16 protein-coding genes and 3 rRNA genes are annotated in these 20,722 nt (G+C 64.8%); 5 read left to right on the plus strand and 14 right to left on the minus strand.

Annotated features, from left to right (window positions below):
• Positions 1-13 precede the first annotated feature (13 nt).
• From recN to QFZ53_RS15375, 6 genes are read right to left on the minus strand one after another with little or no spacing between them, the layout of a single operon-like run.
• Entirely contained in the window at positions 14-1,705 is a 1,692-nt protein-coding gene (recN, locus tag QFZ53_RS15350; protein ID WP_307297913.1) for a DNA repair protein RecN, read from the minus strand.
• On the minus strand, positions 1,702-2,622 hold the full coding sequence (locus tag QFZ53_RS15355) for an NAD kinase (protein WP_292908015.1): 921 nt from the start codon (positions 2,620-2,622) through the stop codon (positions 1,702-1,704). Before QFZ53_RS15355 ends, recN begins: the two co-directional genes overlap by 4 nt.
• Positions 2,619-3,416: a TlyA family RNA methyltransferase gene (locus QFZ53_RS15360; protein ID WP_307297915.1), complete on the minus strand. Its 798-nt coding sequence runs from the start codon at positions 3,414-3,416 to the stop codon at positions 2,619-2,621. The genes QFZ53_RS15355 and QFZ53_RS15360 overlap by 4 nt, the downstream gene beginning before the upstream one ends.
• A complete protein-coding gene (locus QFZ53_RS15365; RefSeq protein WP_307297917.1) occupies positions 3,413-3,589 on the minus strand; it encodes a hypothetical protein in 177 nt (58 codons plus the stop codon). The genes QFZ53_RS15360 and QFZ53_RS15365 overlap by 4 nt, the downstream gene beginning before the upstream one ends.
• A gap of 45 nt (positions 3,590-3,634) precedes the next feature.
• Positions 3,635-4,672 carry an HAD-IIA family hydrolase gene (locus QFZ53_RS15370; protein WP_307297920.1) on the minus strand — a complete coding sequence of 346 codons (1,038 nt, stop codon included), beginning with the start codon at positions 4,670-4,672 and terminating at the stop codon, positions 3,635-3,637.
• On the minus strand, positions 4,672-5,523 hold the full coding sequence (locus QFZ53_RS15375; protein WP_307297923.1) for a hypothetical protein: 852 nt from the start codon (positions 5,521-5,523) through the stop codon (positions 4,672-4,674). Before QFZ53_RS15375 ends, QFZ53_RS15370 begins: the two co-directional genes overlap by 1 nt.
• Between QFZ53_RS15375 and QFZ53_RS15380 the strand changes: the two genes are divergently transcribed.
• Complete coding sequence (locus QFZ53_RS15380) at positions 5,476-6,801, plus strand: hypothetical protein (RefSeq protein ID WP_307297924.1); 1,326 nt, start codon at positions 5,476-5,478, stop codon at positions 6,799-6,801. The two genes, QFZ53_RS15375 and QFZ53_RS15380, sit on opposite strands and share 48 nt — an antisense overlap.
• A gap of 47 nt (positions 6,802-6,848) precedes the next feature.
• Here QFZ53_RS15380 and rrf read toward each other — a convergent pair.
• The 3 genes from rrf to QFZ53_RS15395 all read right to left on the minus strand — a co-directional run bounded on the left by rrf (position 6,849) and on the right by QFZ53_RS15395 (position 12,115).
• Positions 6,849-6,965 (minus strand): 5S ribosomal RNA (rrf, locus tag QFZ53_RS15385).
• A 109-nt stretch (positions 6,966-7,074) separates the two neighbouring features.
• Positions 7,075-10,178 (minus strand): 23S ribosomal RNA (locus QFZ53_RS15390).
• A 414-nt stretch (positions 10,179-10,592) separates the two neighbouring features.
• Positions 10,593-12,115 (minus strand): 16S ribosomal RNA (locus QFZ53_RS15395).
• Together the 16S, 23S and 5S rRNA genes form the textbook arrangement of a ribosomal RNA operon.
• Positions 12,116-12,802: 687 nt before the next feature.
• Between QFZ53_RS15395 and QFZ53_RS15400 the strand changes: the two genes are divergently transcribed.
• Complete coding sequence (locus tag QFZ53_RS15400; RefSeq protein WP_307297926.1) at positions 12,803-13,999, plus strand: CoA transferase; 1,197 nt, start codon at positions 12,803-12,805, stop codon at positions 13,997-13,999.
• Here the strand turns inward: QFZ53_RS15400 and QFZ53_RS15405 are convergent.
• From QFZ53_RS15405 to QFZ53_RS15415, 3 genes are all read right to left on the minus strand, one after another.
• Positions 13,984-14,778 carry a DUF4184 family protein gene (locus QFZ53_RS15405; protein ID WP_307297927.1) on the minus strand — a complete coding sequence of 265 codons (795 nt, stop codon included), beginning with the start codon at positions 14,776-14,778 and terminating at the stop codon, positions 13,984-13,986. The two genes, QFZ53_RS15400 and QFZ53_RS15405, sit on opposite strands and share 16 nt — an antisense overlap.
• A gap of 13 nt (positions 14,779-14,791) precedes the next feature.
• Positions 14,792-16,093, minus strand: coding sequence for a tyrosine--tRNA ligase (gene tyrS, locus QFZ53_RS15410; RefSeq protein ID WP_307297930.1), 1,302 nt, complete (start codon positions 16,091-16,093; stop codon positions 14,792-14,794).
• Between the two features lie 121 nt (positions 16,094-16,214).
• Positions 16,215-17,168, minus strand: coding sequence for an aldo/keto reductase (locus QFZ53_RS15415; protein ID WP_292909354.1), 954 nt, complete (start codon positions 17,166-17,168; stop codon positions 16,215-16,217).
• A gap of 54 nt (positions 17,169-17,222) precedes the next feature.
• On the opposite strand from QFZ53_RS15415, the gene QFZ53_RS15420 reads away from it, so the two are divergent.
• Positions 17,223-17,579, plus strand: coding sequence for a MerR family transcriptional regulator (locus tag QFZ53_RS15420; RefSeq protein WP_292909352.1), 357 nt, complete (start codon positions 17,223-17,225; stop codon positions 17,577-17,579).
• 6 nt (positions 17,580-17,585) lie between these two features.
• Here QFZ53_RS15420 and QFZ53_RS15425 read toward each other — a convergent pair whose 3' ends face one another.
• Together QFZ53_RS15425 and QFZ53_RS15430 are read right to left on the minus strand one after the other, a co-directional pair.
• Positions 17,586-18,374, minus strand: coding sequence for a hypothetical protein (locus tag QFZ53_RS15425; RefSeq protein ID WP_307297933.1), 789 nt, complete (start codon positions 18,372-18,374; stop codon positions 17,586-17,588).
• Positions 18,371-19,015 carry a SatD family protein gene (locus QFZ53_RS15430; protein WP_307297936.1) on the minus strand — a complete coding sequence of 215 codons (645 nt, stop codon included), beginning with the start codon at positions 19,013-19,015 and terminating at the stop codon, positions 18,371-18,373. Before QFZ53_RS15430 ends, QFZ53_RS15425 begins: the two co-directional genes overlap by 4 nt.
• 60 nt (positions 19,016-19,075) lie before the next feature.
• Between QFZ53_RS15430 and QFZ53_RS15435 the strand changes: the two genes are divergently transcribed.
• Together QFZ53_RS15435 and QFZ53_RS15440 are read left to right on the plus strand one after the other, a co-directional pair.
• Positions 19,076-19,663 (plus strand): DUF1349 domain-containing protein, encoded by a 588-nt coding sequence (locus QFZ53_RS15435; protein WP_307297938.1) that lies wholly within the window; start codon positions 19,076-19,078, stop codon positions 19,661-19,663.
• A gap of 201 nt (positions 19,664-19,864) precedes the next feature.
• The gene (locus QFZ53_RS15440) at positions 19,865-20,701 is read left to right on the plus strand and encodes a type IV toxin-antitoxin system AbiEi family antitoxin domain-containing protein (protein WP_307297940.1); all 837 of its coding nucleotides are present in this window, start codon (positions 19,865-19,867) and stop codon (positions 20,699-20,701) included.
• The last annotated feature ends 21 nt before the right edge of the window (positions 20,702-20,722 follow it).

The following is a 20,722-nucleotide window of genomic DNA, read 5'->3' on the forward strand; positions in this document are numbered from 1 at the left end:
GGCTTCGATCCTATCAGGAGGTGGGGGCGCCGAGGCTGAGAAGTTCTCGGGCGTGGGTGAGTGCGGCGTCGGAATCGGCCAGGCCGGACAGCAGTCGTGCCATCTCGGCCTCGCGCTCCGACCCCTCCAAGCGTCGCACGCTCGAGGCTGTGACCGCGCCGTCATTGGCCTTGACGACCGAGAGGTGGTTGCCGGCGAAGGCCGCCACCTGTGCGAGGTGGGTCACGGCGATGACCTGAGAGTTCTCGGCGAGCCGGGCGAGTCGTCGGCCGACTTCGATCGCTGCGGCGCCGCCGATGCCCGCGTCGACCTCGTCGAACACGAACGTCGGCACGGGATCGGTTCCCGCGATGACGACCTCGATCGCGAGCATGACGCGCGACAGCTCACCGCCTGAGGCGCCCTTCCCGACGGGACGGGGCTCCGCCCCCGGGTGGGGGGCCAACAGGATGGCCACGTCATCGCGACCGTGGGTGCTCTCAGCGCCAGGAGTCACCGAGACCTCGAGACGAGCATCCGGCATCGCCAGATCGCGCAGTTCCTCCGTCACCGCGGCGCCGAGGCGGGCTGCGGCGTCGGCTCGAGCGGCCGTCAGAGAGGCAGCGTGTGCGTCGAGCTCGGCGCGGGCCTCATCACGTTCAGCTTCGAGGCGGCCGAGCCTGTCGTCGTCGTCGTCGAGTTCCGCGAGCCGGAGAGAGCCGGTCTGCCAGAGTTCGAGAGCCTGATCGAGCGAGCCGTGAGCACGGGTCAGCACGCCCAAGGCGGCACGCCGCTCCTCGACAGCAGCGAGCTCGTGCGGGCCCGATTCGTCGAGGTCGGCGAGATAGGCGGAGAGCTGGCCCGCGATGTCGGCGACTCGGTAGCCGACATCGGCCAGAGCCTGGGCGATCTCGGTGAGGGCGGAATCGGACGCGCGTTCCAGAACGCGCCGGGCTTCGCCGAGCAGCGCCGAGACGTCGGGCTCGCCGTCTTCATTCGACAGTGCGCCGTGGGCGACGGATGCCGCGAGCCTGAGCTCTTCGGCGTTGGCGAGCCGCTCGGCACGTGCTGTGAGCTCTTCGTCTTCCCTCGGCTCGGGGGCGGTCGCCTCGATGAGCGCCAGCGCCTCGCGCAGTCGCGTGGCCTCCTCGGATCGTCGGTCGCGGTTCTGCGTGATGTCGGTGATCTCAGCGTCGAGAGCGCGCCAGCGCGTGAACGACTCGCCGTAGGCGGCGAGGGCGCTCGCGATCGGCGCACCGCCGAAGCGGTCGAGCGCGTCGCGCTGCGCCGTCGACGACTTCAGCCGCAGCTGCTCGGACTGTCCGTGGACGACGACGAGTTCTTCAGCGAGAGCCGACAGCACTCCCGCAGGGGCTGCTCGGCCGCCCACGCTCGCGCGGCTGCGCCCCTCGGCGCTGAGCGTGCGCGACACGTAGAGCTCGGCCGCACCTCCGCCGGCGGGCTCGAGCTCGCCGCCGGCATCCGTCACGATGTCCGCCACCGTGCCCTGCTCGGGCACGATCCAGACACCGGCGACCGAAGCCTGACCCGCGCCCGCTCGCACGGCGCCCGAGTCGGCCCGCTGCCCAAGCAGCAGGCCGAGCCCTGTGACCACCATCGTCTTGCCTGCGCCGGTCTCACCGGTGATCGCAGTGAAACCCGGGCCGAGCGGCAGCACGGCATCGGCGATCACGCCGAGGCCCTGCATCCGCATCTCTTCGATCATGACTGCGCTCCCGCACTCTGACCCCGCCACCCCGCGACGGGGAGCTGGAACTTGCGCACCAGCCGGTTGGTGAACTCCGCCTGATGCAGGCGGGCGAGCCGTACCGGCCGCGACGAACGACGCACGACGACACGGGCGCCCGGCGGCAGATCGTGCGATCGGCGGCCGTCGCACCACAGGATGCCCGCGCCCGATGTGCCTTCGAGCATCTCGATCGCCACGGCGGCGTCAGGACTCACCACCAGCGGCTTGGCGAACAGCGCGTGTGCCGACAGCGGCACGACGGCGATCGCCTCGACGCTCGGCCAGATCACCGGTCCGCCCGCGGAGAAGTTGTACGCGGTCGACCCGGTCGGCGTCGAGACCACCATGCCGTCGCAGCCGAAGCTCGACAACGGCAGGCCGTCGATCTCGAGGACCACCTCGATCATCCGCTCACGGCTCGCCTTCTCGACTGTCGCCTCGTTGAGCGCCCACGTCTCGAAGATCACCGCACCGCTGCTGTCCTTGACGCGCACCGACAGAGCAAGGCGCTCCTCGACGTCGTAGTCGCGCTCGATGACACGGCGGACCGCGGCGTCCATGTCGTCGCGATCGATCTCGGCGAGGAAGCCGACATGGCCCATGTTGATGCCGAGGACGGGGGCCTCGCAGCCCCGCACCAGTTCCGCTGCCCGAAGGATCGTGCCGTCGCCACCGAGGACGATCGCGAGTTCGAGCGCGGACTGGTCGACCGTCTCTCCCAGCACATCGACATCCGCAAATATCGGGTCGACGGCGGCGAGCTCCGCACGGTCGTCTGCCGCGAGCACGGGACGGGCTCCCGCCTCTCGCAACGCGTCGACCACGCGACGCGCCGCGTCGACTGTATCCGCGCGGCCGGCGTGCGCCACCACCAGGATGTTGCGCTCGTTCATCGGCTCCCTGCCAGTGCGTTGATACGGTCTGACCATTCTGACGGATCGCTGCCGCGGCCGGGTGCGAGGTGCACGAGGTACTCGGTGTTGCCGTGCGTGCCGAGGATCGGCGACGGCAGGATGCCGAGCATGCCGAGACCGTCGTCCCAGGCGCTCCAGACCGTGCGGGCGACGGCATCCGCTCTCGTGGCGGGGTCGGTGACCAGTCCACCGCGCACAGCGGTGCGTCCGACCTCGAACTGCGGCTTCACGAGGAGAACGATGTCGGCGTCAGGTGCGGCGACGCCCGCGACCGCGGGCAGGACGAGTTCGAGGGAGATGAAGGAGAGGTCGCCGACCACGAGGTCGGGCGCCACGCCTTCTCCGGTGGCGGCCGCGAGGTTCTCCGAAGTCATATGCCGCACGTTGTAGCCCTCGACGAGGACCACGCCCGGGTCGGCGGCCACGGATGCTGCCAGCTGGCCATGGCCGACGTCGACCGCCAGCACGCGTCGCGCGCCCCGTTCACGCAGCACCTGCGTGAACCCGCCGGTGGATGCGCCCATGTCCAGCGCGAGCCGATCCTGCACCGGGATGCCGAATCCGTCGAGGGCGGCGATGAGCTTGTGCGCCGCGCGTCCGACGTAGTGGTCGGCGCCCGCGACAGTGATCTCCGCGCCCTCGTCGACCGGCGCGGACGCCTTGACGACGGGACGCCCGTCGACGCTGACCAGTCCGTCGGCGATCAGGGTCGCTGCGTGAGAGCGCGAGCGCGCGAGACCTCGCGCGGCGAGGGCGGCGTCGAGGCGCGTCATCGTGATGCCGGGGCCTCGCGGTGCTCGAGCTTGACGCCGCTCTCGAGGCGCCGGGAGAGGTCGTCGTGCAGAGCCGAGTAGGCCGCGGCCCGATCGGTGAGGGGCTGTCCCTCGATCAGGCACAGGCGGCTCCACAGGCCATCGGTCGGCGCAGTCGTCGTCTCATCGCTCACGCTTCCTACTGTACGCGGGGCGACCGACGGTGCACCGTCGCCACGTCAGGGTCTGTGGAAAGGATCGTCGTACAGGCGTTCCGGGACCCGGAGCACGAACACCGGCGTGCCGGAGGCCCAGATCGCCGAGGCGCCCGCGCGGAGCAGATCGATCTGCGAGTCCCCCTCGGCGACGATCTCGACGTCACCGCCGGCGACTCGAACGCCCGCCTGGTTGACCCAGTGCACGTCATCTTTCTGCGCCACCGAGGGATAGGGCTGGTGCAGTTCGCGCAGATCGCTGAGGATGTAGGTCGGCCGGGAGCCTTCGGGGGCGGCCAGGACGTGCTTGGGCCGGTCGATACCCGTCAGGACCAGAGCCGAATCGATGCCCGCCCGCACAGCGCCGAGGATGTCGGTGTCGAGACGGTCGCCGATGAACAGCGTGTTCTTGGCATCGAAGCGCGCCTTGGCCTCTTCGAAGATCGGCACCTCGGGCTTGCCTGCGACGGTCGCCAGACGGCCGATCGCCGTGTGCACGGCCGAGACGAGAGTTCCGTTGCCTGGTGCGACACCGCGTTCGCGCGGAATCGTCCAGTCGGTGTTGGTGGCGATCCACGGGATGCCGCCCTCGTCCTCGGGAACCTTCAGAGCGAAGGCGGCTTCTGCGAGATCCGTCCAGGCGACTTCCGGAGCGAACCCCTGGACCACGGCGGCCGGGGAGTCATCCGCGCTGCGTGTGGGCGTGTAACCGGCCTTCTGCAGTTCGTCGATCAGGCCGTCACCACCGACGACCAGGATGGTCGCCGGGGCCGGAACCATCTCGCTGAGAAGGCGCATGGCAGCCTGAGGGCTGGTCACCACATCGGATGCCGCCACCGTGAGACCCAGGCCCGTGAGATGTTCGGCGACAGAGGCGTCGGTACGGGACGCGTTGTTGGTGATGTAACCGAGGCGCGCGTTCTCCGCTGCCTGGTTCAGGCTCTCGACCGCATAGGGCAGCGCGCCGGGTCCCGCATAGACGACGCCGTCGAGGTCGGCGAGCACGGTGTCGACGCCTTCGAGCGGAGTCCTCGACGCGGACTTCTTCGAGAAGAGCCCCATCAGGCGCTCTGGTCGGAGTTGTCCGCGGTGCCGTCCTCATCTTCGCCGAGAAGCTCGCGTACCTCGTCTTCGACGGACGGCTCTGCCTCTTCAGCCGTGTCCTCGACGGGCTCGTCTTCGGAGTCGGCGGGCTCTTCGGCGTCGTCGTCCGAGTCGGCGGGCTCTTCGGCGTCGTCGTCCGAGTCGGCGGGCTCTTCGGCGTCGTCCTGCTCGTCGTCGTCACCGTCGTCATCGACAGGAGCCGCCTCACCCGCATCGCCGCGTTCCTCGTCGCCCGAGAACTCGTCATCCTCGATCAGACCGTCCTCGACGAAGATCTCCTCGTCGCCGGCCTCATCGATGCCCAGAGCTTCGGCAGCGACCTCCGCGCGCTTCTCCCAGAACTCGGCTTCGTCGGCGCGACCGAGGTCCTCGAGCACGGCGGCACGAGCCGAGAACAGAGCCGGGCTCCACTCGAAGGCGCGATCAGGGTCGAGCTCGGGGATCTCGAGTTCGCCGAGTGCGAGCTCAAGGTCGCCCTGGTCGAGCCGGGCACCGGACATGGCGATCGCGAGAGCGACACGCACCGGCGTACTGAGCGTGGACTTGTCGACGGCGCGACCGGTCTCAAGAGCGCGGTCAGGTCGACCGATGCCCCGCTCGCTGTCGACCATGAGCGCGATCTGGTCGTCGTTGCCCGAGATGCGACGGTACGTGCGCAGCTCGCGAAGAGCAAGGGCGAAGTCCTCCGTCGCGTAAGCGGTGATGCCCAACGTCTCACGCACGATCGCGATGCGTCCGGCGCTGCGAGAGGCGGCGAGAGCATGCTCGTGCGCGAGCTGCGGGTCTTCGTCGATCAGGCGGGACGCCATCGCCAGGTGGCGGGCGACGCGCTCGGCGTTCTCCTTGCTCAGCGTCTTCAGTTCATTGCGAGCAGACGGATGCAGGTCGCGTGCCGTGACATCGTCGGGAACGATGGGGTCGTTGTGGCGGGGACGATCGACATCGGCGACGGCGGAGCGCTCACGACCCGCTCCCCCGCGCTGCGGGTACGAACGGTTGCTGCGCTCACGATCGCCACCGTCACGGTTGTACCCACCCTCGCGACGCGGGGCGCCACCGTCACGGTTGTACCCACCCTCGCGACGCGGGGCGCCACCGTCACGGTTGTACCCACCCTCGCGGCGCGGAGCAGCACCATCACGGTTGTACCCACCCTCGCGGCGCGGGGCGCCACCGTCACGGTTGTACCCACCCTCGCGGCGCGGGGCGCCACCGTCACGGTTGTACCCACCCTCGCGACGCGGGGCGCCACCGTCACGGTTGTACCCACCCTCGCGACGCGGGGCGCCACCGTCACGGTTGTACCCACCCTCGCGGCGCGGGGCGCCACCGTCACGGTTGTACCCACCCTCGCGGCGCGGAGCAGCACCATCACGGTTGTACCCACCCTCGCGGCGCGGAGCAGCACCATCACGGTTGTACCCACCCTCGCGGCGCGGAGCAGCACCATCACGGTTATAGCCACCCTCGCGGCGCGGAGCAGCACCATCACGGTTATAGCCACCCTCACGACGCGGAGCACCACCATCACGGCTATACCCGCCCTCTCGGCGCGGGGCAGCACCATCACGACGGGGAGCACCTCCGTCGCGGTTGTAGCCACCCTCGCGGCGCGGAGCACCACCATCGCGGTTGTAGCCACCTTCACGGCGCGGAGCACCACCATCGCGGTTGTAGCCACCCTCGCGGCGCGGAGCACCACCATCGCGGTTGTACCCGCCCTCGCGGCGCGGAGCACCACCATCGCGGTTGTACCCGCCCTCGCGGCGCGGAGCACCACCATCGCGGTTGTAGCCACCCTCGCGGCGCGGAGCACCACCGTCACGGTTGTACCCGCCCTCACGGCGCGGCGCGGCACCGTCATGCCGAGGAGCACCTCCGTCACGGTTGTAGCCACCCTCACGACGAGGCGCAGCACCATCCCGACGGGGAGCACCACCATCGCGGTTGTACCCGCCCTCACGTCGCGGAGCGCCGCTGCGGTTCTGGGAAGAACCTCCGGAAGACCGATCTCCTCGCGCGCCGCTGTCGTTACGACGCGGACGGCGTTCTTCTTCTTCCGGCATGGTTCTTCCTTATCCCTGTAAACGCAAAATGGCCACCCAGCGTTGGGTGGCCATTTTACTTAAAAGAAGTCCGGCGGTGTCCTACTCTCCCACAGGGTCCCCCCTGCAGTACCATCGGCGCTGTGAGGCTTAGCTTCCGGGTTCGGAATGTAACCGGGCGTTTCCCTCACGCTATGGCCGCCGAAACACTATTGATGTTTCAATCAAACCTATAGACAAATCATTGTTATCTGTAGGGTTCTCGACCGTACATCGAGAACCACTCAGTGGACGCGTAGCACCAACAAACGGTGTGTTATCAAGTCATCGGCTTATTAGTACCAGTCAGCTGCATGCATTGCTGCACTTACACATCTGGCCTATCAACCCAGTAGTCTGGCTGGGAGCCTCTCACCCGAAGGTATGGAAATCTCATCTTGAGGCCGGCTTCCCGCTTAGATGCTTTCAGCGGTTATCCATCCCGAACGTAGCTAATCAGCGGTGCTCCTGGCGGAACAACTGACACACCAGAGGTTCGTCCAACCCGGTCCTCTCGTACTAGGGTCAGATCCTCTCAAATTTCCTACGCGCGCAGCGGATAGGGACCGAACTGTCTCACGACGTTCTAAACCCAGCTCGCGTACCGCTTTAATGGGCGAACAGCCCAACCCTTGGGACCTACTCCAGCCCCAGGATGCGACGAGCCGACATCGAGGTGCCAAACCATGCCGTCGATATGGACTCTTGGGCAAGATCAGCCTGTTATCCCCGAGGTACCTTTTATCCGTTGAGCGACAGCGCTTCCACAAGCCACTGCCGGATCACTAGTCCCGACTTTCGTCCCTGCTCGACCTGTCAGTCTCACAGTCAAGCTCCCTTGTGCACTTACACTCGACACCTGATTGCCAACCAGGTTGAGGGAACCTTTGGGCGCCTCCGTTACATTTTGGGAGGCAACCGCCCCAGTTAAACTACCCACCAGGCACTGTCCCTGAACCGGATTACGGTTCGAAGTTAGATATCCAGAGTGACCAGAGTGGTATTTCAACAATGACTCCACAAGAACTAGCGTCCCTGCTTCACAGTCTCCCACCTATCCTACACAAGCCACACCGAACACCAATACCAAGCTGTAGTAAAGGTCACGGGGTCTTTCCGTCCTGCTGCGCGTAACGAGCATCTTTACTCGTAATGCAATTTCGCCGAGTTCGCGGTTGAGACAGTTGGGAAGTCGTTACGCCATTCGTGCAGGTCGGAACTTACCCGACAAGGAATTTCGCTACCTTAGGATGGTTATAGTTACCACCGCCGTTTACTGGGGCTTAAATTCTCAGCTTCGCCTTGCGGCTAACCGGTCCTCTTAACCTTCCAGCACCGGGCAGGCGTCAGTCCGTATACATCGTCTTGCGACTTGGCACGGACCTGTGTTTTTAGTAAACAGTCGCTACCCACTAGTCTCTGCGGCCACCACACCCTTTTCGGAGCAAGTCCGTATAAGTGGATGGCCCCCCTTCTCCCGAAGTTACGGGGGCATTTTGCCGAGTTCCTTAACCACGATTCTCTCGATCTCCTTGGTATTCTCTACCTGACCACCTGAGTCGGTTTGGGGTACGGGCGGCTAGAACCTCGCGTCGATGCTTTTCTTGGCAGCATAGGATCATCCACTTTTTATCCGCATCGTGTCTCAGCCTATGTGAACGGCGGATTTGCCTACCGTTCGGCCTACGCACTTGCACCAGGACAACCATCGCCTGGCATGGACTACCTTCCTGCGTCACACCTGTTAATACGCTAACCGCACCAGCATGGGGTCGTACGCTAGGCCCCACGGCGAACCCCGAAGGGTCGAATGTGAGGATTCAGATACTTAGCACTACGGGATTAGTTTGGGCGGTTCTTCGCCGGTACGGGAATATCAACCCGTTGTCCATCGACTACGCCTGTCGGCCTCGCCTTAGGTCCCGACTTACCCAGGGAAGATTAGCTTGACCCTGGAACCCTTGGTCTTTCGGAGGACGTGTTTCTCACACGTCTTTCGCTACTCATGCCTGCATTCTCACTCGTGTAGCCTCCACGGCTGGTTTACACCGCCGCTTCGCTGGCCACACGACGCTCTCCTACCCATCAACACGGCTGGACCACGAAGGCCTACCAATAATGTCAATGCCACAACTTCGGTGGCGTGCTTGAGCCCCGTTACATTGTCGGCGCGGAATCACTTGACCAGTGAGCTATTACGCACTCTTTCAAGGGTGGCTGCTTCTAAGCCAACCTCCTGGTTGTCACAGCAACTCCACATCCTTTCCCACTTAGCACGCGCTTTGGGACCTTAGTTGGTGGTCTGGGTTGTTTCCCTCTCGACTATGAAGCTTATCCCCCACAGTCTCACTGCTGCGCTCTCACTTACCGGCATTCGGAGTTTGGCTGACGTCAGTAACCTTGTAGGGCCCATCGGCCATCCAGTAGCTCTACCTCCGGCAAGAAACACGCAACGCTGCACCTAAATGCATTTCGGAGAGAACCAGCTATCACGAAGTTTGATTGGCCTTTCACCCCTATCCACAGCTCATCCCCTCAGTTTTCAACCTAAGTGGGTTCGGTCCTCCACGACGTCTTACCGTCGCTTCAACCTGGCCATGGATAGATCACTTCGCTTCGGGTCTAGGACATGCGACTGAATCGCCCTATTCAGACTCGCTTTCGCTACGGCTACCCCACACGGGTTAACCTCGCCACATATCGCTAACTCGCAGGCTCATTCTTCAAAAGGCACGCTGTCACACCTGCTAGGGGTGCTCCAACGGTTTGTAAGCAAACGGTTTCAGGTACTATTTCACTCCCCTCCCGGGGTACTTTTCACCTTTCCCTCACGGTACTTGTCCGCTATCGGTCATCTGGGAGTATTTAGGCTTATCAGGTGGTCCTGACAGATTCACACGGGATTTCACGGGCCCCGTGCTACTTGGGATACTCTTCGCGCCACGGTTGGCATTTCGACTACGGGGTTGGCACCCTCTATGACCGGCCTTTCAAGACCGTTCGTCTATACCATCGTGTAACGCCGCCACCTCGGCAGAGATGACTGAAAAGTCCCACAACCCCCAACGTGCAACGCCTGCCGGCTATCACACACGCTAGGTTTAGCCTGTTCCGGTTTCGCTCGCCACTACTAACGGAATCGCGGTTGCTTTCTCTTCCTGTGGGTACTGAGATGTTTCACTTCCCCACGTTCCCTCTACCCGCCCTATATATTCAGGCGGGAGTCACTAGGTCGGCACGCCGCCCAGCGGGGTTTCCCCATTCGGACACCCTCGGATCAAAACTTGCTTATCAGTTCCCCGAGGCTTATCGCAGATTGCTACGTCCTTCTTCGGCTCCAGATGCCAAGGCATCCACCGTTTGCTCTTAAAGACTTGAAATCACATGAGTTTGAATCAGAATCGACACCAGACCCCGAAAGGTCCGGCATGAAATTGACTAATGATCTTTAAGATCATCTTGTGCAACCGATCAAAGATCGGCTGCAAGATGCTCGCGTCCACTGTGTAGTTCTCAAAGTACGGGCGGTACCCCTTCTCGCAACCCCACACGGGGGAAACAACAAGAGGCCCAGAGGAGACAGAACGACCCAAAGGCCGGCCCGGTCCCTCAGGACCCAACAGCGTGCAGACACCGGCCCCCTCACCCAGAACCTTCCAACCGCAAGCGGCGTACTAGCTCCGAGATCAGATCTCGATGTCATGTCAAATGTTCCACCCATGAGCTCCCAGCGAAGAACGTATGCCTTCGATCTGGGTTCTGGACACCTACAAGAGGTGTCAGATGCTCCTTAGAAAGGAGGTGATCCAGCCGCACCTTCCGGTACGGCTACCTTGTTACGACTTAGTCCTAATTACCGATCCCACCTTCGACGGCTCCCTCCACAAGGGTTAGGCCACCGGCTTCAGGTGTTACCGACTTTCATGACTTGACGGGCGGTGTGTACAAGACCCGGGAACGTATTCACCGCAGCGTTGCTGATCTGCGATTACTAGCGACTCCGACTTCATGAGGTCGAGTTGCAGACCTCAATCCGAACTGGGACCGGCTTTTTGGGATTCGCTCCACCTCACGGTATTGCAGCCCTTTGTACCGGCCATTGTAGCATGCGTGAAGCCCAAGACATAAGGGGCATGATGATTTGACGTCATCCCCACCTTCCTCCGAGTTGACCCCGGCAGTATCCCATGAGTTCCCACCATTACGTGCTGGCAACATAGAACGAGGGTTGCGCTCGTTGCGGGACTTAACCCAACATCTCACGACACGAGCTGACGACAACCATGCACCACCTGTTTACGAGTGTCCAAAGAGTTGACCATTTCTGGCCCGTTCTCGTATATGTCAAGCCTTGGTAAGGTTCTTCGCGTTGCATCGAATTAATCCGCATGCTCCGCCGCTTGTGCGGGTCCCCGTCAATTCCTTTGAGTTTTAGCCTTGCGGCCGTACTCCCCAGGCGGGGAACTTAATGCGTTAGCTGCGTCACGGAATCCGTGGAATGGACCCCACAACTAGTTCCCAACGTTTACGGGGTGGACTACCAGGGTATCTAAGCCTGTTTGCTCCCCACCCTTTCGCTCCTCAGCGTCAGTTACGGCCCAGAGATCTGCCTTCGCCATCGGTGTTCCTCCTGATATCTGCGCATTCCACCGCTACACCAGGAATTCCAATCTCCCCTACCGCACTCTAGTCTGCCCGTACCCACTGCAGGCCCGAGGTTGAGCCTCGGGATTTCACAGCAGACGCGACAAACCGCCTACGAGCTCTTTACGCCCAATAATTCCGGATAACGCTTGCGCCCTACGTATTACCGCGGCTGCTGGCACGTAGTTAGCCGGCGCTTTTTCTGCAGGTACCGTCACTTTCGCTTCTTCCCTGCTAAAAGAGGTTTACAACCCGAAGGCCGTCATCCCTCACGCGGCGTTGCTGCATCAGGCTTCCGCCCATTGTGCAATATTCCCCACTGCTGCCTCCCGTAGGAGTCTGGGCCGTGTCTCAGTCCCAGTGTGGCCGGTCACCCTCTCAGGCCGGCTACCCGTCGACGCCTTGGTGAGCCATTACCTCACCAACAAGCTGATAGGCCGCGAGCCCATCCCCAACCAAAAAATCTTTCCAACAACTGGCCATGCGGCCGTTGTTCGTATCCAGTATTAGACGCCGTTTCCAGCGCTTATCCCAGAGTCAGGGGCAGGTTGCTCACGTGTTACTCACCCGTTCGCCACTGATCCACCCAGCAAGCTGGGCTTCACCGTTCGACTTGCATGTGTTAAGCACGCCGCCAGCGTTCATCCTGAGCCAGGATCAAACTCTCCGTAAAAAAGAAATGCATACCCCACCGGGAAAACGGTGACGCAGCGAGTTTGAAACTGACCAAAGAGACAAATCATTGCTGACTTTATCCATTGCCAACCCCAGAAAAGAGGCTGGTCTTTGATCCAAAGGAATCTCACCCCACCGAAGTGGAGTCGAGGTTATTTGGCATTTGACAAGTGCACGCTGTTGAGTTCTCAAGGATCGGACGCTCCCCCGACCCAACCATCACAGTCAGGCCCGAAGGGCAACTTCTCAATCTTACCCAGCTCCTCAGGCCTGTCAAATCGACATACCGTGAGGCTGAGTTCCAGATCTGCCGCTCGGCGCTTACCGCGCCGGAGCAACTTCACTAGCTTATCCATCCCGTTCCGCTTGTCAAATCAGCTCGCAGCGCAGATCTTTCGATCCGCAACGCAGCTTTTGACAGCCGCAGAGGGTGGATCTCCCATCCTAGACGCAGAGCATCTGTCTCACAAGTGAGTGGATGTGGGAGGTGGTTCTCCGCTTGAGGGGGGCGAGGCTCTCGGCCTCTCCGCTTCCCTGTGGGGCGAACAAGTAATAAGTTACGTGGATCTCGAGGTTCTGGCAAATCAGCACTCTCACCCCGGGCGTGTCGTCTGGGCGCCTGCGCAACATTCCCCCAGTCCAGCCCCCGAAACGCCCGGGGAGCATGCTCGACTACGCTCACACCATGCAGGTTCCTCTGCCTTCACGGCTCTCCGCCGGCGCCCTCGCCTGGGCGAGCGTCTCCGCGTTCATACAGGCAGCGGGCATCCGCTCGACGCCCGATCCTGCCCGGATCGCCCTCGCCTATCGGAGCGATCGGCTGCTCACGATCGACGGTGCCGCTCCAGACGTGTGGTCGCCCCTCTCCGGCTTCTGGCGCAGCCGCGACGGCTGGGTCCGCACGCACGGCAACTATCCGCATCACGCGCAGCGGCTTCTCGACGGTCTCGGCCTTGCGGACGCCGCCCATCTTGAGCAGGCGTTCGCGGAGCTCACCTCCGCCGAGGCCGTGGCCCGCATCACCGGGCGAGGTGGACTCGCCGTCGAGGTCCTTGGCGAGGATCCTGCGCGAGACGCGCTCCTCCGGTCCACTCCCCTCGTCGATGTCGCTCATCACCCCTCCCCCGACGACCGGAGCCCGCGCACTCAGAACGGACTGGAAGGCGCCCGCATCCTCGATCTCACGCGTGTGATCGCGGGCCCGGTCTGCACACGCAGCCTCGCGCTGCTCGGTGCGGACGTGCTCCGCATCGATCCACCTGATCTGCCCGAACCCGAATGGCAGCACTTCGACACGGGCCACGGCAAGCGCTCGGCGCTGCTCGATGCGCGCTCGCCTCGCCTGCACGACCTGCTGGATCGTGCGGACGCGGTCGTGCTGGGCTATCGACCAGCCGCTCTCGCCCGGATGGGGCTCTCTCCCGAGGAACTCGTCGAGCGCCATCCGGGTCTCGTGGTCGCGCAGCTCAGCGCGTGGGGCATCGATGCTCCCGAGCGTGCGGGATTCGACAGCCTCGTGCAGGCGGAATCGGGCATCGCGATGATCGAGTCGCCCGACGGTGATCGGCCGGGCGCCCTTCCTGCTCAGGCTCTCGATCACAGCGCGGGGTACCTGCTCGCGGCATCGGTCGTCTCCCTCCTCGAAAGACGTAGGACCGAGAGCGGCAGCTGGATCACTCGGACCTCGCTGCGACGCATCGCGGCCGAGCTGCTCGGAATGCCGCGTCGCCTGACTCCGGAACCCGAACAGCACATCGATCCGGCCGAGCACACGGCGGTCTTCGAAGTCGGTGGACGGATGCTCACAACCGCGCGCCCCGTGATCCCGGAGCGGGAGTTCCGAGCGCCGCGACCGTGGGGGGCGGATCAGCCGCGCTGGTGACGCGCGCGGAAAACCGGGAGCAGCAGGCAGAGGATGAGGGTGAGCGCGCCCCAGATCGCGCACGCCGGAGGCAGCACGATGTAGGCGAGATGCGGCACCGTGAACTCGGCCGTCAGCGGACCATAGGCGACGAGACCCATGATCCACGAAGTCAGCAGGATGACCGGCAACGAGATCCACCACGAGAGCCTGACCGCGAGAGGCAGCGCTCGCGGAGAATCTTCGCGCGGTGAGGCGCCGCGCAATCGCATCACCGCCCACACGGCGATGATGATCAGCGCGGCGATCGCGGAGCCGTACTGCAGCCACTTGAACCCGGTGATCGGACCCCACGGTTCGTCTAGGATCGGAATGACCGCGACGCCCCACCGCCCTTCGTGTGTGAAGGAGTCCCACAGGATGTGCGACGCCGCTCCGAGGATGAGAGACACCGCCAGAAGCACCGGATACCAGCGGGACTGCCCGATGCCCACGGCGCTGAGGAGTGAGGTGCGGGCCGTGTCCGACCAGTCTTCGGGCAGGCGACGGGCCAACCAGGCGGGCGCCAGTTCCGGCACGGCCGGTCGCAGCACGACTCGCCAGATCAGGAACAGTCCGAACGCGAGCAGCCCCGTCCAGACCAGATTCCCGTACGTGTGCGTGAACCCGTAGTTGATCCCCGCACCTCTGACGAACAGCGGCAGGTCAGGAGCCATCGCACCGATCGCGATCGCCGCAGGAACCAGAGGCGTGCGCACGAACGGCAGCGCGACCAGCGCATGGCTCGGAGTGAACGGCATCCGCTCTGGCGACTCAGTCGATGAAGACGCCGGCGAGGGTCTTCTTCCCTCGGCGGAGCACGGAGACTCCCCCGGGCAGAGACCCCTGCACGGCTGCGGCGTCGTCGTCGACTCGGACTCCGTCGAGTGAAACGCCGCCCTGGGCGATCGCACGACGAGCCTCGCTGAGGCTAGACACGAGTCCCGTGGCCACGAGCGCCTCCACGACGGGACTCCCGCCCGCTACGGTCGCATTCGGCAGTTCCTCGAGCGCGGTGCGCAGCGTCGACGGGTCGAGCGCGGTCAGATCGCCCTGGCCGAACAGCGCTTCGGATGCTGCGATCACCGCCGCGGCGGGCTCGAGACCGTGCACGGTGGCGACGACTTCGAGAGCCAGGCGCTTCTGCGCCGCACGACGGAACGGCTCGGACTCGACGAGGCGCTCGTACTCCTCGATCTCGGCACGGGTCAAGAACGTGAAGACCTTGAGCCGGTCGATCACGTCGGCATCCGTCGTGCTCAGCCAGAACTGGTACATGCGGTACGGGCTGCACATCTCCGCATCCAGCCAGATGGCGTTGCCCTCGCTCTTGCCGAACTTGGTGCCGTCGCTGTTCGTGATCAGCGGGGTGCCGATCGCGTGCACAGAGACGCCCTCCGCACGGCGGATGAGATCGGTGCCGCTCGTGAGGTTCCCCCACTGGTCGCTGCCGCCGGTCTGCAGCACGCAGTCGTACTGCCGGTACAGCTCGAGGTAGTCGAGACCCTGCAGGATCTGGTAGCTGAACTCGGTGTAGCTGATGCCCTCGTCGGAGTTGAGACGGGCAGCGACCGCATCCTTCTTCAGCATCGTGCCGACGCGGTAGTGCTTGCCGATCTCGCGCAGGAAGTCGATCGCCGACAGAGGCGCCGTCCAGTCGAGGTTGTTCACGATGCGGGCCGCGCTGTCGCCCTCGAAGCTGAGGTAGCGCTCGACCTGCGCGCGCAGGCGCCCGACCCATTCGGCCACGGTCTCTCGCGTGTTGAGCGTGCGCTCCGCCGTGGGGCGGGGGTCGCCGACCAGACCGGTCGATCCGCCGACGAGACCGAGCGGCTTGTGGCCGGCGAGCTGGATACGGCGCAGCGTCAGCAGCTGCACCAGGTTTCCCAGGTGCAGGCTCGGGGCGGTCGGGTCGAAACCGCAGTAATACGTGATGGGGTCTCCCGCGAGCAGGGCGCGCAGCGCCTCCTGGTCGGTGGACACGTGGACGAGGCCGCGCCAGACGAGTTCGTCCCACACGTTCTCGAACGTGTGGTCGATCGCTGGTGCCGCGGTCGTCAGATCGGGAGTTGACACGCGTTCAAGGCTATCAGCGGGCGGATGCTCCGCTCGCCGGGACGCTGGATGCTCCACGGCCGGCGGGCGGAGGTGTGCACCGCCCTCCTGCATCACCCTCCTGCGTCGTCTGCGCCGCGCGTCAGCGCGGGCCGTCGAGCTTCACGAGCTCCTCTTCGGTGAGCGCGATCGCTGCGGCATCCATCGCCGCGTCCAACTGGTCGAGCTTGCTGCCGCCGAGAATGGGACGGATACCGTGGGCGAGCTGCCATGCCAGCACGATCTGCCCCTTGCCGACGCCCCGTTCGGCGGCGGCCTCCGCCAGCGCTGCGAGCCGCGCCGATGAACCCGGGTGCTCGTAGACCTGCGGAATCGACTTGTCCGGGTTGTCGTACGCCCCGGACAGCAGCGGCGTGTACGCCCAGATCTCGATGCCGTTTGCTGCGGCGAAGTCCCACTGCTCGTCACTCAGCACGCCGAAGGGATGCACCACTCCCGGCGGTCTCGTGCCCGGCCTCACCTGCAGGTACGTGCTGTTGAGCTGGAAGGCGTCGATCGCCGTGCTGCCGATCGCCTTCGCGTGGGCGCGAGCGCGCTCTACCCGCCATGCAGGGTGGTTCGACGCACCGACGCGGCGCACGATCCCCTCGGCGGTCAACGCGGCCAACCCCTCGACGGTCTCTTCGAGCGGTGTGGCCCGATCCTCCTGATGCAACCAGAGGAGGTCGATCACGTCGACACCGAGTCGGCGACGACTTCCATCGAATGCCTCGCGGATCGCCCGGGAAGAGAGCCCCGTGCGATGTTCCGGCCAGGAACCGGGCCACAGCGGTTCGGCTCCGATCTTCGTCGAAATGCGAACCCGCTCGCGTGCATCCGGACGCGAGGCGAGCCAACGGCCGATCACGGTTTCGGAGGCGCCTCCGTGACCGGTCGGGTCGGCCCAGAAGCTGTAACAGTCGGCGGTGTCGATCCATGTGCCCCCTCGTTCGACGAAGCGGTCGAGCAGTGCGAACGAGGTGTCGGGGTCGACCAAGGTTCCGAAGGACATGGCGCCGAGCACGATGGGTGATGCGGGGCTCTTCAGATCTGTCATGCCTTCAGCCTGCAACCTGGAGCGCGCTCCAGGTCAAGACCTATGCTCGACCCCATGACGACCTACACTCCGGCGGAGACCGCGGCCCGCTCCGGATTCAGCATCGATACCCTCCGCTACTACGAGCGAGAGGGCATCCTTCCCCCTGTCCCGCGCACGGCAGGCGGTCATCGTGCGTACTCGGATGCCGAGCTCGGACTGCTCGAATTCCTCAAGTGCCTTCGCGAGACCGGCATGCCGGTGGAACTGCTTCGTCGCTATGGACAGCTCTGCCAGCGTGAGGACACCGTGCCCGAGCGGATCGCTCTGCTCGAAGAGCATGCTGAGACTGTGGAGCAGCAACTTCTCGAGGTGCTCGCGCAACAGCGGCGGCTAACGGAGAAGTTGGCCTGGTACCGGTCGCTCATGTGAGACCGGTCAGGTGTGCGCGGCCCACCAGACCAGGAATGCGGCCCCCAGCCCGATCACCCAGCTGACGAGACTCCCGACGAGGAAGTACTCGGCCCGGGCCCCGGTCTCGCCGTCGCGCGAGATCTCGGGGAATCGCACGATTCCCTTGGCCGCCAGCATCGCGGCGAGGATCGGGTAGGCGGCGGCGAGAGTGAGGATCATGACGAGCACGCGCTCGAGCGGGCCGATGAGGCGGCCTCCCTTGAAGCCGCTGCGCGGATCGCGGATCGGCGTGGCATCCTCCTCAGCGCCGTCGGCGATCTCGCCCTCCTCGCCCGTTGCGGCGACGGGCGCCACCACCTCGGGCGCCGGATCGGCCGGTCGCCAGGTGTGCTCGCCGTCGAGGGCCGCTCGCACGACGAGGTTCGCCGACTCCAGAAGGAACGCGCCGACGCCCAGCGCGAGAACTGCCAGGTCGAACGGAACGTCGCCGAACGGTGAGCGGAGCGTCCAGATCTCGCCGATCAGGCCGGCATCCGTCCGGGCGCCCGCCCAGACGACCGCGCCGATGCTCAGAGCACCGAGCAGCACGGCCGGCCAGAACCCGAGGGGCGCCGGACGATCGGACGGCATGCACCACACCCAGAGCGCACCCACGATCAGCGCGGCGATCATGGGGATGAGGGCATCGCTGACGCTGCCGAGAAGCAGCAGGATCACGGCGACCGTGAGATAGCCGATCCAGCGTCTCGGTGCGAACTGGCGCACCAGGTCGGCGGCGCCGACGGCCAGGAGCACGAGCCCCGCGACGATCATTCCCCGCCTCCTCTGAGCGCTGCCACTCCTTCGAGCAGAGCCGCAGCGCCGGCATTGCGCAGGGCCTTCGAGACGCTCGGCTGTGAGATTCCCTCTTGGGTCGCAAGCTCCTGCTGAGAGTGCCCGACGAGGCGACCGTAGGTCAGTCGACGCTCGCGCTCGCTCATGGCCCCGACCAGCTCGTCTCTGACGAGAAGGTAGGCGTTGGATGCCGTGATCGTGCTCTGCATGACCTCATCCTGCCCCGGGGCTCCGACAATCCAGGTGCGCGTGCGCGGCACGGCGCGGCTCTCGCGCGCGTGCACGATGTCGATCGCCTCACGGGCCGCGTACCAGCCGGGTCCGTCGGCGAGCTCGCGGTGCACGGACTCGACCGGTCGCACTTCTCCGATGCCGATGCCGAAGCGGAACGCGATGCCCTCGGGCAGCCGCAGCTGGATCATCAGGAGCGAGACCAGCGCATCTTCGAGTTCGCGGTAGACGCCCTGCTGCTCGTCTCCTACGGTTGGCGTGAGCGGTTGCGCCGCGAGCGGAAGATCCCGCTCGACCTGCGCGATCGTCTCGTCCAGGACCCGCTGCGCGGACTCCCGGTCGCGAAGTTTGCGCGACCCGACGATGTCGGCGAGAACAGCGATGACCATGTGATAACCGTATCACGAATAATCCTAGATTTATGCCTGTTTTGGCTATACTCTGGGATCATGCCTGAAACACACATCATTCCCTGGGACGACGCGTCCTGGACCAACGAGCCCCAGTCCTCCCGCACGATCGGCTCGCACCTCGAAGTCGTCGCCGTCGAGGGCAGCGATGCGTGGCGGCGCACGGCGTACGGGTTCGTGCACGACACCGAGCACGCACTGCTCGCTCCCCTCGCCGTGGGAGAGGCCATGGAGGTCTCGTTCAGGGCGCCCTGGGACGGCCAGTTCGACCAGGCCGGCGTCTTCGTGCGGATCGATGACGAGCACTGGATCAAGGCAGGCCTCGAGTACGCCGACGGACACCTCGGCCTCGGCGCCGTCGTCACGGACATCCGATCGGACTGGTCGGTCGGCCACGTCGACGACTGGCACGGCGGCGAGATCACTGTGCGGGTGAGCCGGTGGCCGGATGCCGTGATCGTTCGCGCCCGTGCCGATCACGGAGAGTGGCGCCTGGTGCGCGTCGCTCCGTTCGATGGAGAGGCCACGGCATCCGCAGGCCCCTTCCTCGCTGCTCCGACCCGCTCCGGCCTCACCGTGCAGTTCACCCGCTGGGAGCGCTCGAGCGCAGACTCCGCCCTGCACTGACTCCGCTGCCGTCCCGAACCGACGGTTCGCGGATGAGGTGACGGTTCACGGATGAATCCTGGCGAGTCCTCCGTGAATCGTCATCCACTCCGTGAATCGTCACCTCATCACTCTCACTGCACGACTCGCGCGAGACGCCGATCTGTCCACAACGCGTCTTCTCCCCATCCACGCGGAGCCCGTCCACGGCATCGTCGAGCCATGCTCTCAGCGAAGGACACCATCACCCGGCTCGGCGGCATCGCCCGCGGACGCACGTTGCAGAAACTCGGATTCACCCGGCAGTCCCTCGCCGCTCACGTGCGGCGAGGAGAAATCGAACGCGTGCGGCACGGCGTCTTCGCCACCGCGCCTCTCGATGCGGATACGAGGGCGGCCATCGAACATGGCGGAGCGCTCACCTGCGCGAGCCTTCTACGACGACACGGCATCTGGGTGCTCCCCGTCGCCGACGGACCGCACGTGTGGCTTGGCGCGAAACAGCATCCCCTCCAGCATCCGCACTGCGTCTGCGTCGCGCATCACTACAGCGGACATCCGCCGCTCGTCTCGACCGACGTCGAGACCGCCCTGCTCCACTTGCGTCGCTGCGCCGGCGAAGAAGCGTTCTTCGCGGCATTCGAATCCGCCTGGCGGCTGCGAAAACTCTCACGTGAGGCACGGTCACGCATCCGAGCAGCGCTCCCGGCCAGCGCGCGATGGCTGGTCGACCTCGCTCGGGCGGATGCCGACAGCGGATTGGAGTCGCTGCTCCGGCTCCGATTGCATCTTCTCGGGTTGACCCTCGAGCGGCAGGTCACGATCGACGGGGTCGGCAGAGTCGACTTCGTCATCGCCGGGCGCCTGATCGTCGAAGCCGACGGGACCGAGAACCACGATTCGCCCGAACATCGGCATCGAGACCGAAAGCGGGATGCCCAGGCATCCGCGCTCGGCTATGAGACCCTCCGATTCGACTACGCCCAGATCGTCCACGACTGGCCCGTCGTGCAGGCCGCGATCCTCGGGGCGCCCCGCCGGATGGGCAGGATCCGATGACGGATGACGGATGAGATGACG

The sequence above is a fragment of the Microbacterium natoriense genome, from assembly GCF_030816295.1.
GTDB classification, from domain to species: domain Bacteria; phylum Actinomycetota; class Actinomycetes; order Actinomycetales; family Microbacteriaceae; genus Microbacterium; species Microbacterium natoriense_A.

Coding starts and splice junctions, on each gene's coding strand:
- QFZ53_RS15360 (WP_307297915.1), bottom strand. CDS start 3,416: ATGACGCGCCTCGACGCCGCCCTCGCCGCGCGAGGTCTCGCGCGCTCG.
- QFZ53_RS15440 (WP_307297940.1), top strand. CDS start 19,865: ATGCTCTCAGCGAAGGACACCATCACCCGGCTCGGCGGCATCGCCCGC.
- QFZ53_RS15430 (WP_307297936.1), bottom strand. CDS start 19,015: ATGGTCATCGCTGTTCTCGCCGACATCGTCGGGTCGCGCAAACTTCGC.
- QFZ53_RS15370 (WP_307297920.1), bottom strand. CDS start 4,672: ATGGGGCTCTTCTCGAAGAAGTCCGCGTCGAGGACTCCGCTCGAAGGC.
- QFZ53_RS15400 (WP_307297926.1), top strand. CDS start 12,803: ATGCAGGTTCCTCTGCCTTCACGGCTCTCCGCCGGCGCCCTCGCCTGG.
- QFZ53_RS15375 (WP_307297923.1), bottom strand. CDS start 5,523: ATGGCGTCCCGCCTGATCGACGAAGACCCGCAGCTCGCGCACGAGCAT.
- QFZ53_RS15435 (WP_307297938.1), top strand. CDS start 19,076: ATGCCTGAAACACACATCATTCCCTGGGACGACGCGTCCTGGACCAAC.
- QFZ53_RS15405 (WP_307297927.1), bottom strand. CDS start 14,778: ATGCCGTTCACTCCGAGCCATGCGCTGGTCGCGCTGCCGTTCGTGCGC.
- recN (WP_307297913.1), bottom strand. CDS start 1,705: ATGATCGAAGAGATGCGGATGCAGGGCCTCGGCGTGATCGCCGATGCC.
- QFZ53_RS15380 (WP_307297924.1), top strand. CDS start 5,476: ATGCTCGTGCGCGAGCTGCGGGTCTTCGTCGATCAGGCGGGACGCCAT.
- QFZ53_RS15355 (WP_292908015.1), bottom strand. CDS start 2,622: ATGAACGAGCGCAACATCCTGGTGGTGGCGCACGCCGGCCGCGCGGAT.
- QFZ53_RS15425 (WP_307297933.1), bottom strand. CDS start 18,374: ATGATCGTCGCGGGGCTCGTGCTCCTGGCCGTCGGCGCCGCCGACCTG.
- QFZ53_RS15420 (WP_292909352.1), top strand. CDS start 17,223: ATGACGACCTACACTCCGGCGGAGACCGCGGCCCGCTCCGGATTCAGC.
- QFZ53_RS15415 (WP_292909354.1), bottom strand. CDS start 17,168: ATGACAGATCTGAAGAGCCCCGCATCACCCATCGTGCTCGGCGCCATG.